The following is a 17,375-nucleotide window of genomic DNA, read 5'->3' on the forward strand; positions in this document are numbered from 1 at the left end:
CAGTTCACCGATCTTTTCCCTGTGCCGCTTGAGCTCCTTCTGGTAGACCGCCTCCATGGATTTCGGATTGACCTTGAGGGCCTGTGTGCCGAACTCAATGAACGTATCGATCCATTGCTGGATCTCGCTCTGCTTCAGATCGTGCTCGCGCGCCACGTCCACGATGGTCTTGTGACCCTTGAGGACCTCCAGCACGATCTCCCTTTTACGATTGGCTGTCCATCTTTGGATACGAACCGGCTTGACGACTTTCCCTTCCATCACGCTCCCCCTTTCCAGGACCAGATTTACCTCTTATTACTGGTCCAGTCCAGTTGGGGGTCACTATACCCTCCAATAAAACCATTCCCGGATAGACAAGAGCCGTCTCGTAAGACGGCATGTTCGGAGAAGGAAATATCCAGCGAAGACCCGTTTCCGGATGGTGCAAGTCCGGAGACCAATTCTCCATGGTTATTACCTGGATGTCCACGTCCAGACCTTTTTCCATGGCCACCCACAGTGCATACTCCCCGGGAGTCAGTCCATGGCGCATGGGAAGGAGATACCTACCGACAAAGGATCGATAGCCCGGCTCCACTACGTTGCCTTCAACGACATCTGTCCCGATCGGATTGGGACGATCCAGGATTATTACGCGCACATCGCGTCCGGACAGAGCCTCCAGCACCAGCCCCATGGTCGTCATGTAGGTGTAAACCCTTGTTCCTACATCCTGCAGATCTACAAGCAAATAATCGATATCTTCAAACAGCTCAGGTGGAGGGGAAAACATGGGCCCGTAAAGGCTATAGATGGGGATCCCAAGAGCGGGATGGAATTCGTGGCCGGACTCTATCATGTTTGCCTGTTTTTCCGAAAAGAAACCGTGCTGAGGTGAAAGGATAAACCGGAGCCTAATCCCGTTTTTTACCAGTTCTTCAGGAAGCGGCCGTAAAGTTCCCGTAACCGATGCCTGATTACAGAGCAGTGCAACGGAACCTAAGCGTAGCCTCCGGGGCAAATTTCTGATCAGCCTATCACAACCGAGAACCGTCGCGGCCATTTTAGAAATCAACCACGCCGGAATCTTCTAAATAGGATATCAATTCATTGGCCCTTTCGTAAGCCCTGTCGTTTTCCCTATCAGAAAATACGCTAACCTTTCCCGACGGTAAAACCGCTACCTGAAGGACAACCGTGTCAGTTTCCTGATCTTTCGGCTTTACCTCCAGAATCTCAATTCCCCCGGATGATGACTGTCTTCTCAGGACGGTATATTTATGCTCGAGCAACTCACACACTCTCTTGACGTAAAGGCCACCCGCATAGGTCCGCAAAATACGCCTAATTTCGTTTCCCCAGTCTTTAACTTTCTTTACGTAAAAAGGATGGGGTTCGAACTCAAGATTCCCGTCTTTAAAAAATATTTTACCACCTTCACACCTCAAAAGGATTCCTTCAAAGCTTTGCGGCTGATCGGGTGGCCGACCTGTTTTTTTCTTTACATATTCCGTAAGTATTAAAAGCACTGACTTAGGGGGAATAAGCTTGAGCAGGCCGGGTTCTCTCAGCTGGCCTATAGCCAAAGGCCTTCTGGCATCTGACATACTGTGTTCCTCCAGAATAAAAGACTTCAGAGCTTTTTAAAAAAGCCGATTGAATGTAGAATAATTTCGACTAAAAATCTACGGTATCCATGACCAGAGGGTAAAATGAATCCTGAGAAGTTCGTCCGGGAATTGGAATCCATATTTGATTCCGACGCTGTTCTAACCTCATCTGAGGATTTAGTTGCTTACGGCTACGATGCCAGCAGGCTTCAGGGAATCCCTTTATGCGTTGTCTTTCCATCATCGTCACAGCAACTCTGTGAGCTTTTTGATAGATCTGTCCGTTACGGAATTCCCGTCTTCCCTCGAGGTGCGGGAAGTGGAATGACAGGGGCGGCCGTGCCATTAGAGCGCGGTATTGTCGTTTCTATGGAAAGAATGAACCGGATCATAGACATTGATACGGAAAACATGACCTGCGAAGTCGAGCCGGGTGTGGTTACGGGAGTCCTTCAAGCGGAAGTAGAGAAATACGGCCTTTTCTACCCACCGGATCCTTCCAGCCTTCAATTTTCCACAATCGGGGGGAACGTGGCTACAGGAGCAGGAGGTCCAAGGGCGGTCAAATACGGTGTAACCCGCGATTACGTTATGTGGCTTGAAACGGTTGTTCCAATAGGGCGAGTTATAAAAACCGGGAGCAAGGCTATAAAAAGCGTGGTCGGATACGATCTCACAAGGCTGCTCGTGGGATCAGAAGGAACACTGGGTATATTTACCCGCATAGGTTTAAGATTAATACCTGCTCCGGACCCCTCCTGGCTAATACTTGTGACCTTCTCTTCTCCACATGCCGCTGCTGATCTCGTATGCAACATTCTCAAAAGCCGCTTTATTCCTTCCGCTCTGGAATTCATGGATTCCAGCGTTCTGAATATAGTCGACACATCAGGAATAGCCATACCACCGGGAACTGAGGCGGCAATTCTTATAGAAGTAGACGACCCTTTGTTTGTGCGTGAAAGGGTTATGAAAGACATTCATCACCTCTGCCGCATTGGCGGCGCTCTGTCGATTGAACAAGCCAGAAGCGACGAAGAAAAGGCCCGACTGTGGAAGCTGAGACGGTCAATCTCCCCGGCTTTATCCAAAATACGGATCGGGAAAATCAACGAAGATGTAGCCGTCCCCCGGAAGGTTCTGCCGGACCTTGTGGTCAGAATAAGGGAGCTCTCAAGAGAGGTCGATCTGCCCATACCCGTTTTCGGCCATGCAGGCGACGGAAATCTGCATGTGAATATCATGTACGATCCGAAAGATCCCGGCGAGCGCACCCGGGCTCAGACTGCCGTTTCGAGACTCTTCGAAATAGTTCTCAACTTAGGAGGCACAATATCCGGGGAGCACGGTGTTGGAATTGCCAAGACTCCTTTTGTAAGAAAAGAACTGTCCGATGACACCCTTGAACTGATGTGGAAAATAAAGCGGGCATTCGATCCCAGAAATATCCTCAATCCCGGGAAATTATTCATCCCTAATCATGCCTTCATAGGCCGTTAATTAAACCGTGGCAGAAGTCGTCCTGACAAAAGAAAACCACGGAGAAAACCGATGAAACCGGACATAAGAAGAACAAAGATCGTGGCAACCGTCGGGCCGGCCAGCTCTTCATCGGGCATGATAAGACAGTTGATAGAGGCGGGCGTTAATGTATTCAGGCTGAATTTTTCCCATGGAGACCACAGGTCTCATGAAGAAGTAATCGACACAATTCGCAGGGTTTCTTCTGAAAGGCACCTACCGGTAGGGATCCTGCAGGATCTTGGCGGTCCCAAAATTCGGCTGGGAGTGCTCAGCAGAGATCCCCTGATCCTGCCTTCAGGTACTTACGTGCATCTTTTCCCAGGATCAGTCTCCAATCGCGATGAATTTATACCCGTACAATACCACTTTCTGTTGGAAGATATCTCCGAAGGGGATCCGATCTTAATGGCAGACGGCACTATTGAGATGTTGGTGGAAAAAAAAGAGAAGGAATCGCTCATTGCGCGCATAATCGTGGGAGGGATCATTCGATCCTACAAAGGGGTTAATCTACCATCAAGCAATCTTCGTATCAAAGCTTTCACCGACAAAGACCACGACGATCTCATTTTCGGCCTCAAAAAAGAGGTTGACTTCATAGCGCTTTCTTTCATACGTCATGAAGATGATCTCAATCCCGTCTTTGACGCCTTAAAAGATCAGGACTACAGGCCGGCCGTAATTGCCAAGATCGAGAAACCTCAGGCCGTCGAGCGGCTGCAACAAATCCTACAGAAGGTCGACGGTGTAATGGTTGCAAGAGGGGATCTCGGCGTTGAGATGCCACTGGAAAGGGTCCCCATACTCCAAAAAGCCATTATTGAAGCGGCGCGTCTCAAGGCCAAACCGGTCATAACGGCAACACAGATGCTTGGAAGCATGACGGACAACCCCCGACCAACTCGGGCAGAAACATCCGATGTCGCGAATGCCATACTAGACGGAACCGATGCCGTGATGCTATCTGAAGAAACGGCCCTGGGACGGTATCCAATTGAAGCCGTTAAGACTATGCACAGGATAGCGGTGGAAACGGAGCGGCACATTCAACACCTGCTAAGGGGCGAAACGCTCCGTTCTTCACCAGGAGTATCATCAGGGGACAACACCGATGTTAATGAAGCCATCGGAAAGTCGGCCTGTACCATAGCGGAAGAGCTTGAAGCAGTTGCCATAGTTGCATCAACAGAATCCGGTACCACCGCACGCATCGTATCGAAGTTTCGCCCCAGAGCGCCAATAGTGGCAATTACCCATGATGCCTATACGTACAGAAAGCTGTCTCTATCCTGGGGGGTCTTCCCGGTTCTCACACCTAAATTTGCCACGACCGACGAAATGTTTGACCTAGCACGAAAATGGGCCGTGAGTCAGGGAATAGCGCGTTCTGGAGACGTTCTCGTTATCACGGCAGGCGTTCCTGTAGGAATCAGAGGCACAACAAACCTCATTAAGGTACTAAAGGTAAGTTAACCGGAGCCGTCTCCATCCCGTAAAGGTGAGTGTATCATCCCGCAATGCAGATTAAGCGACAACAACCCTCTTGATTTTTTTCTTCCCCGCTTTGAGAACAATTGAACCGTCTTTCACAAACTCACCGGTTACGACGGTGTTGATATCCCTGATTCGTTCTCCGTTGATGTAAGCTCCGCCTTGAGCAATAAGCCTGCGGGCAGCACTTTTCGATTCACAAAGCCCGGCTTCGTAAAAAAGATCGTAAACAGGTATGCCCTCCTCCAGACGATCCTTCGGCAGGTTCCAGGAAGGCATTTCCTTTTTATCCACCTCAATCCTTCTGGGAATTGAACTTCCGGGAAGAATATCAGGGGCAATATCTACGGTCCCGAAAGCACTACAGGCAGCCCTGTAAACCTCTTCGGCTTTGTCTTTACCGTGTATCAGCGCAGTTACTTCATAGGCAAGTATGCGCTTACAGGGAATAAGTTCTTCACCCTCCAGCGACGACAGAGCATCAATTTCTTCGACAGGCAGGAATGTGAACATCTTCAGGAATCGGACAACGTCTCTATCGTCTACGTTAACCCAGTACTGGTAAAAGTCAAAGGGAGACGTTCTCTCGGGGCTGAGCCAAACTGCACCCTGCGCAGTCTTTCCCATCTTGGCGCCGGATGCGGTAGTTACCAGCGGAAAAGTCAGTCCGTAAGCCTGTTTGCCCAGTTTCTTCTTTATCAAATCAATTCCCGCGACTATGTTTCCCCACTGATCTCTCCCTCCCATCTGCAGAAGACAGTCGTACTCCCGGGCAAGGTAATAGAAATCGTAAGCCTGTAAGAGCATGTAATTAAACTCTATGAAATTCAAACCCGTTTCCAGTCGCTGTCGATAGCTTTCTGCGGCAAGCATACGATTCACGCTGAAGTGACGCCCTATATCCCTCAGGAATTCGATATATTTCAGCTCCACAAGCCAGTCAGCATTGTTCAGAAAAAGAGCTTTTCCGTCAGAAAAATCGATCAACTGTGCCAGTTGATCCTTTATACACCTCGCATTATGTTCCAGTTCATCCCGGGTCATAAGCTTTCGCATTTCCGTTTTTCCACTGGGATCACCAATAAGCCCCGTCCCACCGCCCAGGATGGCGATGGGTCTATGGCCGTATCTCTGCATGTGAACTAGTGCAAAGATGGGCAGCAGGTGTCCAACATGAAGGCTATCCGCCGTCGGATCGAACCCCACGTAGCAAACGGCCGGGTGTGAAAGATATTCTTCCAATCCATCCCTATCGGTAACCTGCTCGATAAACCCACGTCTTTCGAGCTCGCCAAGAACCGTACCAGTTTTGCCCACCAGCAAACCTCCTTACTTAGCGTATTCAATGGCACGAGATTCCCGTATGACGGTGACCTTAATCTGACCCGGGTAGGTCATTTCGGCTTCAATGCGCTTCGCTATGTCACGACTGAGCAACACTATATCCGCATCGCCAACAACATCACTTTCAACCATAACTCTCAATTCTCTACCCGCCTGAATTGCGTAAGCCTTGCTCACACCGGGGAACTCACGGGCTATCCTTTCCAGCTCCTCGAGCCTTTTCACATAAGTCTCCAGCAACTCCTTTCTGGCTCCCGGTCTCGCACCGGAAAGGGCATCGGCAGCCTGTACCAGGACGGCCAGCACAGATTCAGGCGGTACATCATCATGATGTGCGGCTATAGCATGAACAATAGTCTGCGATTCACCGTACTTCTTAGCCAGGTCGGCTCCGATAAGAGCATGCGGGCCTTCAACTTCATGATCAACAGCCTTCCCTATGTCGTGCAGAAGCCCTGCCCTTTTTGCTTCCTTCTGATCCAGTCCGAGTTCTGCGGCCATAATCCCGCAGATAAAGGCCACTTCCAGTGAATGATTAAGCACATTCTGCGCATAACTGGTTCGATACTTAAGTTTACCCAGCAGGCGAATGAGCTCCGGATGCAGACCATAAACCCCTACATCAAAAGTCGCCTGCTCTCCTGCCTCCTTTATCGCCTGCTCCACCTCTTCGGTCACTTTCTCCACAACTTCTTCAATCCTTGCGGGGTGAATACGACCGTCGGAGATCAACCTTTCAAGAGAAATCCTCGCAACCTCACGCCTTATGGGGTTAAACGCCGACAGTATAACCGCTTCTGGAGTGTCGTCTATGATCAGATCCACCCCCGTTACGGCCTCAAGAGTTCTGATATTGCGGCCTTCACGACCGATGATCCGGCCTTTCATTTCTTCGTTAGGAAGAGTAACCACAGAGACGGTTTTCTCCGCTACATAATCTCCGGCATAGCGCTGTATCGCAAGGGCAATAATGTCACGAGCCTTCCTATCGGCAATCTCTCTGGCCTCGGCCTCAATCCTCTTAATAAGCATGGCCGCATCTCTTTTGGCCTCCTCTTCAATAGACTCTATCAGCATCTCCTTCGCTTCCTGGACCGACATTCCGGCTATTCGTTCCAGAGTCCGCCTCTGTTCCTCCATGATTAGCCGAATTTCCTCTCTCTCCGCAGCTATTTCTCGCTCACTCCGCTCAATCTCGCGCTCACGAGCCTGCAAGGCCTTTTCTTTCTGCTCCAGCTGTTCGGCTTTTCTCTCAAGGTTTTCTTCCTTCTGAACCAGCCGCTTTTCAAGGATCTGCAATTCCCGACGGGTATCTCTGGTTTCCCGCTCAAATTCGGCCTTCATCTGCAACAGCGTATCCTTCGCCTGAAGGATCGCCTCTTTTTTTATTGCTTCGGCCTCTTTTTTGGCACTGGCTACAATATCCCTGGCCTGATCTTCCAGATCCTGAATCTTTCTCTGCTGAACCAATCGATATACCAGAACGCCGGTAGCCGCACCCACAACGAGGCCGATTAAAAGAATCAACACCGTTCCACCTGACATATGCGTGTCCCCCACGACAGTTAATTTGAGCCACCCATCGGCGGCCGTAACAGTAAAACCGAACGAAAGGACCTGATATCTCGGATCAAACTATAAGGTGATGCTGGGAGGGCTACACAGGAAGAATAATCAGTCCCCGGGATGCCGTGTCGGCAGTCGGTCTTGAACCGATTCGTCTAGGTGGGCGCCACATTACTCCTTCAGGCAATTCCCGAAGGAATTGCACACCAGAGCAAGAGGCGGCTCCCTCGTCTCATGGTGTTGGCTCAGGGACCTTTCTACCAATCACCAACATCCCAGGGACTTCTTCAAATCCTCAAGCAACTTACCCTTGACTATATCCTAAAACCCTGAAACTTCAGGGCGTGCTCCCGATGCATCACCCGTTTATCCGAGCATCCTTGCACTAGAATTCTATGATTCTACTCGCCATTCAGTCAAGCGAATTATGCCACCTGGTGTCAATCACGACAAAGAAGGAGTTTCACTCAACGGTTACGCTTTTAGCCAGGTTTCTGGGTTGATCAACATCGGTGCCCCGTTCAACGGCAACGTAGTAAGCAAGGAGTTGCATGGGCAACACAAAAAGTAAAGGGCTCAGTAAATCATGGCATATCGGAACTTTGAAGATGTAGGAGAGCTTACTTTCAAGACCTGCCTCTTGGGCAGCAAGTTCGTCTGCTACTAGAAAGACTCTACCACCTCTGGCCTCAACCTCCTGAAGGTTGCTTCTTATTTTTTCGCCAATAACTCCGTGCTGCATGAGGCACACAACCGGAAGGTTTTCGTCTACCAGTGCTATCGGGCCGTGTTTCATTTCTCCTGCGGCATAGCCTTCCGCATGAATGTAAGAAATCTCTTTGAGTTTCAGAGCACCCTCAAGGGCTATGGGAAAGAGAACGTGCCTCCCCAGATAGAGAGCACTCAGAGCATGATGAATATCCATCGCCCAGTCCTGCAGTATTTCATGACTTCCCAGAATCTCTTCCATAAGTCCCGGCATCCTCAGAAGATCTTCTTTAAACCTCAGGTGCAAATCGGTTTCACCCGCATTCCTGACGCAGGAAGCGTAAAGGACCATTAAGGCAAGAGCTGCAAGCTGGGCCGTAAAGGCCTTGGTCGAAGCAACTCCAATCTCCGGCCCGGCATGGGTATAGATAACCGCATCGGTCATTCTAGCAAGGCTACTACCTACAACATTTACAATGCTGCAAGTGGGACATCCAGCATCCCGGGCCAACGATATTGCACCCTTCGTATCTGCCGTCTCTCCCGACTGGCTAATGCCCACTACAAGAGTTTTGCCGTCAAGAATCGGATCCCTGTAGCGGAATTCCGAAGCAAGCTCCACATTGCAGGGGATTCTGAGCATTGATTCGAACATATATTTCCCGACCAATGCCGCATGGTAAGATGTGCCACAGGCCGTAAAAACTATCCTCGACACATCTTTGAAAACCTCTTCCAGAAATGTTGCATACGGCAGGACGACCTTACCCGTTTCGAAGTTCATGTAGGGCTTTATCGTGTCCGAAACTGCCCTGGGCTGTTCGAATATCTCTTTCTGCATAAAATGCCGGTAATTGCCTTTCTCTGCAAGAACCGGGTTCCAGTCCACCGTCTCCAGAGGACGCGCTACCGGAGCACCGTCACGGTCGGTAATTTCAAACCCATTCCTCCTTATGACCGCAAAATCACCCTCCTCTAGGTAAACCACCCTGTTCGTAAAAGGAAGAAGGGCGGGAACGTCGGAGGCTACATACGTGCCGTCTTCAGAAGAACCAATGACCAGCGGGCTTTCCTTACGAGCTGCGAACAATACATCGGGCATGACATCGCACAGAAAAACCACTGCATAGGTGCCTCTGATATTTTCAAGGCACATTCTTATGGCCTCTCCAGGGCTTGCTCCCTGCTTCCAGAAGAGATTTGCAAGGTGAACCAGAACCTCCGTGTCCGTGTCGGACTCAAAGATACAACCCTGATCTTCAAGCTTTTTCCTGAGATCAAAAGCATTCTCTATGATGCCATTATGAACCACCGTGAAAGGCCCAGCTTTATGGGGGTGAGCGTTTAGTTCAGAAGGGGCACCGTGCGTTGCCCAGCGGGTATGTCCGATACCGACAGAACCACGGATTTCAACCTGCTCAACCTTACTCACCAGGTTCTCTATTTTTCCCTCCGACCTGACCCTAATCGTCGTTTTATTCCAGGGGTTCCATACCGCAATGCCGGCACTATCATAACCCCTATATTCGAGTCTTCTGAGACCTTCCAATAGAATCGGAACGACTTCACGAGTTCCCACATAACCTATAATGCCGCACATACCGCACCCCCATAAAATAAAACCCTCCCTCGTCATGACACGAGGGAGGGGACACCTCAAATAAGGTTGATCGACCTGCTTTTATCGTGCCGTTCCGGCCTTTTCTGCCACCTTAAGGCGTGCCAAAGCCCTTTGAAGTGCCGCCTGAGCACGAGCGAACTCCAACCTATCCTTGGCCTCCTTCAGGCGACGTTCGGCTCTTTCCTTAGCCGCTCTCGCACGTATCACATCGATATCGGTAGCCTCTTCAGCAGCCGACGCAAGAACCGTAACCTTGTCAGGGAGAACCTCAGCATACCCTCCCATAATCGCCACGTATCGCTCACGCCCGTCTACTTTAAACCTCAGCTCACCGATCTTAAGCTTCGTCAGAAAAGGGATGTGGTTCGCCAGAACACCGAACTCTCCCATTTCACCGGGAGCCACAACTATATCGACCATCTCGCTCACGACCTTGCGCTCAGGCGTAACTATTTCCAGTAAAATTTTCTCAGCCATCGTCTCTCCGCCTACATGCTATTAAGCAGCCATCTGACGTGCCTTCTCAACTGCTTCCTCAATGGTACCAACCATGTAGAAAGCCTGCTCCGGCAAGTCATCGTACTCACCGTCACAGATTCCCTTGAAGCCCTTGATGGTATCCTCAAGCTTCACGTATCGACCTGGAGTACCCGTAAAGGCTTCAGCAACATGGAAGGGCTGTGACAGGAACCTCTGAATCTTTCGGGCCCTTGCTACGATTATCTTATCTTCTTCGGACAGCTCATCCATACCCAGAATAGCAATGATATCCTGCAGGTCCTTATACTTCTGAAGGATCTGCTGTACCCTTCGAGCCGTCGTATAGTGTTCTTCACCCAAGATATTGGGATCCAGGATCCTGGAAGTTGAGTCAAGAGGATCAACGGCCGGGTAGATTCCGAGCTCAGCAATCTGTCGGGAAAGAACCACTGTTCCATCGAGGTGAGCAAAGGTCGTTGCCGGAGCGGGGTCCGTCAGGTCGTCCGCAGGAACGTAAACGCACTGAACGGATGTAATAGATCCCTTGGTCGTAGAAGTAATCCTTTCCTGAAGCTCGCCGAGATCCGTACCAAGAGTGGGCTGATAACCAACTGCAGAAGGCATACGACCCAGCAGAGCAGATACTTCGGCACCCGCCTGAGTAAACCTGAAGATGTTATCAATGAAGAGCAACACATCCTGACCTTCCACGTCCCGGAAATATTCGGCAACCGTAAGAGCCGTCAGGGCAACACGAGCTCTTGCTCCCGGAGGTTCGGTCATCTGTCCGTAAATAAGTGCTGCACGGGGCAAAACGCCCGACTCTTTCATCTCAAGGTAAAGGTCGTTACCCTCACGGGTTCGCTCACCTACACCTGCAAAAACCGAGATACCACCGTGCTCCATAGCAATATTGTGGATCATTTCCATCATTATAACGGTCTTACCAACCCCGGCACCGCCGAACATCCCCATCTTACCACCTCTGGGGAACGGAACGAGAAGATCTATGACCTTGACGCCCGTCTCAAGCACCTTAACGCTAACGTCCTGGTCGGTAAAAGCAGGTGCCGGCCGGTGAATGGGCCAGTACTCTTCGGCATGCACCGGACCCTGCCCATCAACGGGGCGACCAACGACATTGAGAACCCTGCCCAGCACAGGCTTACCAACAGGGGTTACAATGGGCTTACCCGTATCTTTGACGGGCATACCCCTCACAAGACCGTCGGTGAGGTCCATAGCAATGGTTCTTACAACGTTATTTCCAAGATGCTGGGCGACCTCAAGAACCAGGTTGTCTTCCTCATCGCTAATTCCCGGGTTGCTTACAAGCAATGCCGTCAAAAGAGGGGGAATTTTTCCCTCTTCAAACTCAACGTCAACAACGTTTCCTATTACCTGAGCGATCTTCCCGATATTCATACCTTTCAGGCCTCCTTATGCAGGCTTACCCTGCACTATTTTTTCTTCAAAGCTTCGGCTCCGCCCACAATATCCATCAATTCTTTCGTGATCGAAGCTTGACGTGCTTTATTGAAAACCAATGTTAAATCTCTGACCATCTCATTGCAATTGTTCGTTGCGTTGTCCATGGCGGTCATACGAGCGGCGTGCTCACTGACCGCGGTCTGATAGAAACTCTCCAGGATCTGCACATAAACATAGTTGGGCAGAAGATCATTCAAAAGCACTTCATGAGAGGGTTCAAAGATGTAGTCGATCTGACGATCCTCATCACCTCGAGACTCCGGCACCACAGGCAGCAGTCGAATGAGCGTGGGAACCTGCCTGAGCATGCTCACGAACTGAGCATAAATCAAATAGACCTCATCTGCCTCACCGGTCTGAAACAGCTCTATGACCTCACGCCCCAGATTGTAAGCATCCTCATAATTGGGCTTATTCAACAATCCCGTATATCTCTTCCTTATTGCAAACCTTCTCTTACGGAAATACTCGTGCCCCTTACGCCCCGCGCAGATCAGCGTAACTTCCTTGCCTTCAGCCGCCTTCTCTTCCATGAACTTCTCGGCCAGCATTATCAGGTTATTGTTGAAGCTACCACAGAGACCGCGATCCGCCGTAAGGAGCACCAGCTCGATCTTCCGCACTTCTTCGCGTGGGGTAAGCAATTCAAAGGTGCCGTCCTGCTCCACTCCGGCCGCAAGCCTTTCAATCACTTCACGAAACTTATCGGCATAGGGATGAAACTTCTCCATGTTGGCCTGCGCACCGCGGAGCTTAGCGGCCGCCACCATGTTCATGGCACGAGTAATCTGCGCCGTCTTCTTAACGGCTTCAATCTTGCGCTTTATGTCTCTCAACGTCGCCATAAGACCAACTCTCTTTCACTCTGTCGTGTCACGTTTCTACTGACCAGCCTGGAAGATCTCGCTAAACTCCTTGAGCGCCTTCGTCATCTTCTCGTCTAACTCCGGAGTGATCTCCTTCTTTTCCTTTATTTCCGCAAAAATCTCGGGATACTTGTTCTCAATAAAGGAATGCAACTGCTGTTCAAACTCCGTAACCTTTTCAACGGGCAGAGGATCCAGGAATCCACGAGTTCCCGCAAAGAGCGATACTATCTGTTTTTCAACCGGCATGGGCTGATACTGAGGTTGCTTCAGCAGTTCCACCAGCCTCATACCCCTGTTGATCTGCGCCAAAGTCGCCTTATCTAGGTCGCTACCGAACTTGGCAAAAGCTTCGAGCTCTCGATACTGAGCCAGATCAAGACGGAGCCTTCCTGCAACCTGCTTCATGGCCTTAATCTGAGCCGCACCTCCAACACGGCTTACCGAAAGACCGACATTGATGGCCGGTCGAATACCGGCATAAAAGAGACCCGCTTCAAGGTAAATCTGCCCGTCGGTAATGGATATAACATTCGTCGGAATATAAGCAGATACGTCTCCTGCCTGAGTCTCAACTATTGGAAGAGCAGTCAGGGATCCGGCGCCAAGCTCGTCGTTCAGCTTGGCAGCACGCTCCAGAAGCCTGGAGTGATTGTAGAAAATATCGCCCGGGTATGCCTCACGTGCAGGAGGACGCCTGAGCAGCAGCGACACCTGACGGTAAGCAGCTGCCTGTTTCGAAAGGTCATCGTAAATAATGAGGGCATGCTGACCACGGTCACGGTAATACTCGCCCATGGCGCAACCGGCATAGGGAGCAATGTACTGCAGAGGAGCCGGGTCGCTGGCGCATGCGGCAACCACGGTAGTGTATTCCATAGCACCATGGCGCCTGAGGGTTTCAACCACCTGGGCAACGGTCGATTTTTTCTGGCCGATGGCTACGTAGATACAGATAATCCCGCTGTCCTTCTGATTCAAAATAGCATCAATGGCGATAGCAGTCTTACCGGTCTGACGATCGCCGATGATAAGCTCTCTCTGCCCACGCCCTATGGGCGTCATCGCGTCAATGGCTTTAATACCCGTATACATTGGTTCGTTTACGGGCTGACGGGCAATAACACCCGGCGCCAGGACTTCGATGCGACGGAACTCTTTAGCTTCGATGGGACCCTTTCCGTCCAGAGGATTCCCAACGGGGTCCACAACACGACCGATAACGGATTCTCCAACGGGCACCTGAGCAATACGCCCGGTGCGCCTTACCAGATCGCCCTCCTTAATGTGGATGTCTTCGCCCAGAATGGCGACACCCACGTTGTCTTCCTCGAGGTTGAGGGCTAATCCGTAGATCGGTCCATGCTCGGTCGGGAACTCAAGCAACTCCATGGCCATGCAATTTTCCACCCCGTAGACTCGGGCTATACCGTCGCCTACGGAAATCACACGGCCAGTCTCGCTGAGCTCAACCGCCTTCTCGTACTCCTTAATCTGCTCCTTAATAATTTGGCTTATTTCTTCTGCTCTGATCTGCATTAACCCAACTCACCTCTCTTTAATGTTTCTTTAATATTCTTCAACTGCGTCCTAACACTTCCATCCCATACCAAATCGCCCACACGGGCGACAACTCCACCAATAAGCTCCGGATCCTTGTTAAACTCAACAACTATCTTTTTACCGACTACCTTGCCAAGAGCTTCGGCAATAAGATCAAGAGTGGCCTCGTCGAGGTCAACCGCAGCCGTAACCTGAGCACGAGCTATATTTTCACGCTCGTCCTGAAGCTTCCGGTAGTAGGAGACAATATCAGAAAAGAACTTTATCCTCTGCTTCTCCACCAGAAGGCGCACAAAGCGATACATAACCGGCGACATCTCGGTTATCTCGGCTACCCGATCAACCGTACTGAGCTTGACATCCTCGGGGTACATCGGACTTACCAGCACCCTCTCGAACTCCGGCACCTCCCGAAACAGGGCAAGAACCTGCTCGAGCTCCTGCCCGTACTCATCAACCCTGCCTTCCTCAACGGCGACCTCAAAGATCGCCTTAGCATACCTTTTGGCTATGGCTTGGTTTCTCACTTCGCCTCCACCACCTTTATCATGAATTCTTCAACCAACCTTGTCTGATCCTCATCACCAATACGCTCTTTTAACATATCCTCAGCAGCCTTAACCGTAAGCTCCGCCACTTCCGCACGCAGAGCCTCCTTGGCCGCCTTCATCTCCTGCTGAATGGCCAATTGAGCCTGCTGTTTGATATACTCGGCCTGACGCTCAGCAGCCTCAATAATCTTTGCCCTTTCACGCTCCCCCTGCTCTACGTACTCCTTTACTATCTTTTCCACTTCCTGATCTAAGAGCGCCAGCTTGGCCTTGTATTCGGCACACTTCCGCTCCGCCTCTTCTTTCCTCTTCTCCATCTCTTCGAGCAACTGCTGGATGTTCCTTCGTCGGGCAGTAAAGTAATTCACAATAGGTTTTTTCAACAACTTATAGAGCACTCCGACAAGAATTGCAAAATTTATGCACCTCAGAAGTAAATCACCCCAGTTGGCTCCGTGTTCGGCGCCCTCCGCCGCCCACACCCGCCCGGCAAGTACAACTCCCGTAAAAACAACCACCGTGCCATACCTGACCAAACCCTTCATATCAACCACCCCTTTAGTGTAATTAAACCACACTGCGCCCCAGGATCTTCCGGACCACCTCCAGGGAAAATACCTGAATCTGATCTCTCAGCTCTTGTATTGCCTTCTCCCTTTCTCTACTTATTTCTTCACGAACCTTTGCCACCTGTTCGGCTGCTTCCTGGTAGGCTTTCTGAAGCAACTCCTTCTCGTATGCCCGGGCTTTCTCTTTATACTCCTCAATCTTCTGTCGTCCCATTATTCTGGCGTTCCGAATTGTTTCCTCGAATTCACGCAAAGCCTGTTCAGCTTCCTGCTGCGCCTTCTCAATGTCGCTTTTCTGGCTCAAAACGAGCTTATTTCTCTTTTCGACAATCCTGCGGACCGGCCTGTAAAGCAAGATGTTCATTACTGCAAGAAAAACCAAAAAATTTACCATCTGGACCAAAAGAGTCACATCAATGCTTATCATCGCCCCATCCTTCCTCTTAGATCCCCTATCTGATTGAACCTGTTACTTCGAAAAGCGCTATTATCGAAGGGAGCGGCAACCGCTCACCCAATCGGCCAGATCTGCATCTTTACATGGCGTTGTCATACCGGCTATTGCCGTTAACACAATATTTAGATGATTGCAAGCAAAAAGTACAAAAAATCACAACGTAGTTAGCGCCTAAGGTCACACTTCACTGTCAGGTCCCCACCCATTAGAACCACTATTAACATTGCCACATCTACCTGCCTTTCGAAGCCCGATAGTTAAAGCGTCTCATAGCCACGTTTTCTATCAGGCCCACGGCAATCCAGTTGCGCACCATAGCAGAACCTCCATAGCTTATAAAGGGTAAAGGCATACCCACCACCGGAAGAAAGCCCAGGACCATCCCGACATTAATGATGACTTCCCACATGAAAATTGCCGTCACACCCATGGCAATCAACGATCCCATTCGATCCCTGGCACTCAAAACACACCAGAAACACCGATATAACAACAGGAGATAGAGGCTCAACACCGCACAGACCCCCGTAAAGCCGAATTCTTCGGCCCAAACGGCAAAGGCGAAATCCGTATGCCGCTCCGGAAGAAAACGAAGCCTGTGTTGCGTCCCCTTAAGATAACCCTTACCGGATAGTCCCCCTGAGCCGATTGCAATTTTAGACTGGCGGACATGATATCCCGTCCTTTGGGGATCTTTATCAGGGTTAAGAACCGCTTTTATTCGATCTTTTTGATATTCCTTCAATCCGTAATTCCAGACAGGATAAGCCACCATCAGAAGGAAAACCATTCCACCAATCAGCCACCTTTTCCTGACGCCCAACACGAAAAACATGGTACAGCAAATCAACCCCAGTGCCAGAGCCGTCCCCAGATCCGGTTCTATCGCAATCAGAATAAAAGGCACCAGCACCATGATGAGGAACTGTGCCACTTTGCCTGCACCGGGATACAGGGTGACTCCATCGGAAGCTCCCCAGGCCGCCACGGTTATGACCATTATAACCTTTACAATCTCAGACACCTGAAACCTGATCGGGCCTAAAGCAATCCATCGCAGAGCACCATGGCTTTCTTCACCAATAACAAGTACCAGAATCAGCAGTATCACTCCGATTACGTAAAGTGGTATGCTAACAATGCTCAGATGTTTGTAATCAAAAGAAACCAGACCAAACATGCAAATCAGCCCGATAACTATCCACAATCCCTGTTTCACCAGGTAAGAATTTAAAATACCTTGTGAGCCGGTCACATAGGTGGCACTGTAAAGATTGACCAAACCTACGGAGGAAAGAACAAAGGCAACGAAAAATATAACCCAATCGAAGTACTCAATCAGCCTGCGGTCTATCAACCGACACTTCCTGACTCCCCGAACTGCAAATCGCTGCAATTCGAGGCCGGGGTATTTGTCATCCGCCTTTCAGCACGGCCCGAAGCCCCGGCTGGCGGTATTTTCAGGCCGTCCGTAGCACCCGCACCGGATATAGGAGCCGATAATCTCGCCGCTCCGACAACCTTCCGACCCTTCTGCTCGGAGACTTATTCC

Annotated in this window: 16 protein-coding genes and 1 other RNA gene; 2 read left to right on the forward strand and 15 right to left on the reverse strand. The window is 50.3% G+C overall.

From position 1 onward, the window contains the following. From BM091_RS11015 to BM091_RS11025, 3 genes are all read right to left on the reverse strand, one after another. Positions 1-261: helix-turn-helix domain-containing protein (locus BM091_RS11015; RefSeq protein WP_093394564.1), on the reverse strand; the 261-nt coding region annotated here is incomplete at its 3' end. After that, complete coding sequence (locus tag BM091_RS11020) at positions 206-1,057, reverse strand: exo-beta-N-acetylmuramidase NamZ family protein (RefSeq protein ID WP_177193624.1); 852 nt, start codon at positions 1,055-1,057, stop codon at positions 206-208. The genes BM091_RS11020 and BM091_RS11015, both read right to left, overlap by 56 nt. Further along, the gene (locus BM091_RS11025; RefSeq protein WP_093395804.1) at positions 1,047-1,589 is read right to left on the reverse strand and encodes a hypothetical protein; all 543 of its coding nucleotides are present in this window, start codon (positions 1,587-1,589) and stop codon (positions 1,047-1,049) included. The genes BM091_RS11020 and BM091_RS11025 overlap by 11 nt, the downstream gene beginning before the upstream one ends. Positions 1,590-1,694: 105 nt before the next feature. Here BM091_RS11025 and BM091_RS11030 point away from each other — a divergent pair, with 105 nt between their 5' ends. Together BM091_RS11030 and pyk are read left to right on the forward strand one after the other, a co-directional pair. Further along, entirely contained in the window at positions 1,695-3,092 is a 1,398-nt protein-coding gene (locus tag BM091_RS11030) for an FAD-binding oxidoreductase (protein ID WP_093395805.1), read from the forward strand. Between the two features lie 51 nt (positions 3,093-3,143). After that, positions 3,144-4,589 (forward strand): pyruvate kinase, encoded by a 1,446-nt coding sequence (pyk, locus tag BM091_RS11035; RefSeq protein WP_218148885.1) that lies wholly within the window; start codon positions 3,144-3,146, stop codon positions 4,587-4,589. A 51-nt stretch (positions 4,590-4,640) separates the two neighbouring features. Here the strand turns inward: pyk and tyrS are convergent, their stop codons facing one another. The 12 genes from tyrS to rodA all read right to left on the reverse strand — a co-directional run bounded on the left by tyrS (position 4,641) and on the right by rodA (position 17,180). Continuing rightward, complete coding sequence (gene tyrS / locus BM091_RS11040) at positions 4,641-5,924, reverse strand: tyrosine--tRNA ligase (RefSeq protein WP_093395807.1); 1,284 nt, start codon at positions 5,922-5,924, stop codon at positions 4,641-4,643. 12 nt (positions 5,925-5,936) lie between these two features. Continuing rightward, entirely contained in the window at positions 5,937-7,496 is a 1,560-nt protein-coding gene (gene rny / locus BM091_RS11045; RefSeq protein ID WP_093395808.1) for a ribonuclease Y, read from the reverse strand. 129 nt (positions 7,497-7,625) lie between these two features. Beyond that, a non-coding RNA gene (ssrS, locus tag BM091_RS11050) (6S RNA) lies at positions 7,626-7,802 on the reverse strand. Between the two features lie 178 nt (positions 7,803-7,980). After that, positions 7,981-9,825: a glutamine--fructose-6-phosphate transaminase (isomerizing) gene (gene glmS / locus BM091_RS11055; RefSeq protein WP_093395810.1), complete on the reverse strand. Its 1,845-nt coding sequence runs from the start codon at positions 9,823-9,825 to the stop codon at positions 7,981-7,983. Between the two features lie 81 nt (positions 9,826-9,906). Continuing rightward, positions 9,907-10,323, reverse strand: a complete 417-nt coding sequence (locus BM091_RS11060; protein WP_093395812.1) for a F0F1 ATP synthase subunit epsilon — start codon at positions 10,321-10,323, stop codon at positions 9,907-9,909. A gap of 21 nt (positions 10,324-10,344) precedes the next feature. Then, complete coding sequence (atpD, locus tag BM091_RS11065; RefSeq protein ID WP_093395813.1) at positions 10,345-11,751, reverse strand: F0F1 ATP synthase subunit beta; 1,407 nt, start codon at positions 11,749-11,751, stop codon at positions 10,345-10,347. Positions 11,752-11,786: 35 nt separating this feature from the next. Then, positions 11,787-12,662: an ATP synthase F1 subunit gamma gene (atpG, locus tag BM091_RS11070; protein ID WP_093395815.1), complete on the reverse strand. Its 876-nt coding sequence runs from the start codon at positions 12,660-12,662 to the stop codon at positions 11,787-11,789. Between the two features lie 36 nt (positions 12,663-12,698). After that, positions 12,699-14,222: a F0F1 ATP synthase subunit alpha gene (atpA, locus tag BM091_RS11075; protein WP_093395817.1), complete on the reverse strand. Its 1,524-nt coding sequence runs from the start codon at positions 14,220-14,222 to the stop codon at positions 12,699-12,701. Beyond that, complete coding sequence (atpH, locus tag BM091_RS11080; RefSeq protein WP_177193625.1) at positions 14,222-14,773, reverse strand: ATP synthase F1 subunit delta; 552 nt, start codon at positions 14,771-14,773, stop codon at positions 14,222-14,224. Before atpH ends, atpA begins: the two co-directional genes overlap by 1 nt. Beyond that, positions 14,770-15,342 (reverse strand): F0F1 ATP synthase subunit B, encoded by a 573-nt coding sequence (gene atpF / locus BM091_RS11085; RefSeq protein WP_093395820.1) that lies wholly within the window; start codon positions 15,340-15,342, stop codon positions 14,770-14,772. The genes atpH and atpF overlap by 4 nt, the downstream gene beginning before the upstream one ends. A 22-nt stretch (positions 15,343-15,364) precedes the next feature. Next, positions 15,365-15,793, reverse strand: coding sequence for a F0F1 ATP synthase subunit B (locus BM091_RS11090; protein ID WP_093395821.1), 429 nt, complete (start codon positions 15,791-15,793; stop codon positions 15,365-15,367). Positions 15,794-16,055: 262 nt separating this feature from the next. After that, positions 16,056-17,180 carry a rod shape-determining protein RodA gene (rodA, locus tag BM091_RS11095; RefSeq protein WP_177193626.1) on the reverse strand — a complete coding sequence of 375 codons (1,125 nt, stop codon included), beginning with the start codon at positions 17,178-17,180 and terminating at the stop codon, positions 16,056-16,058. Between the last annotated feature and the right edge of the window lie 195 nt (positions 17,181-17,375).

This window comes from Thermodesulforhabdus norvegica (assembly GCF_900114975.1).
GTDB classification, from domain to species: Bacteria; Desulfobacterota; Syntrophobacteria; order Syntrophobacterales; family Thermodesulforhabdaceae; genus Thermodesulforhabdus; species Thermodesulforhabdus norvegica.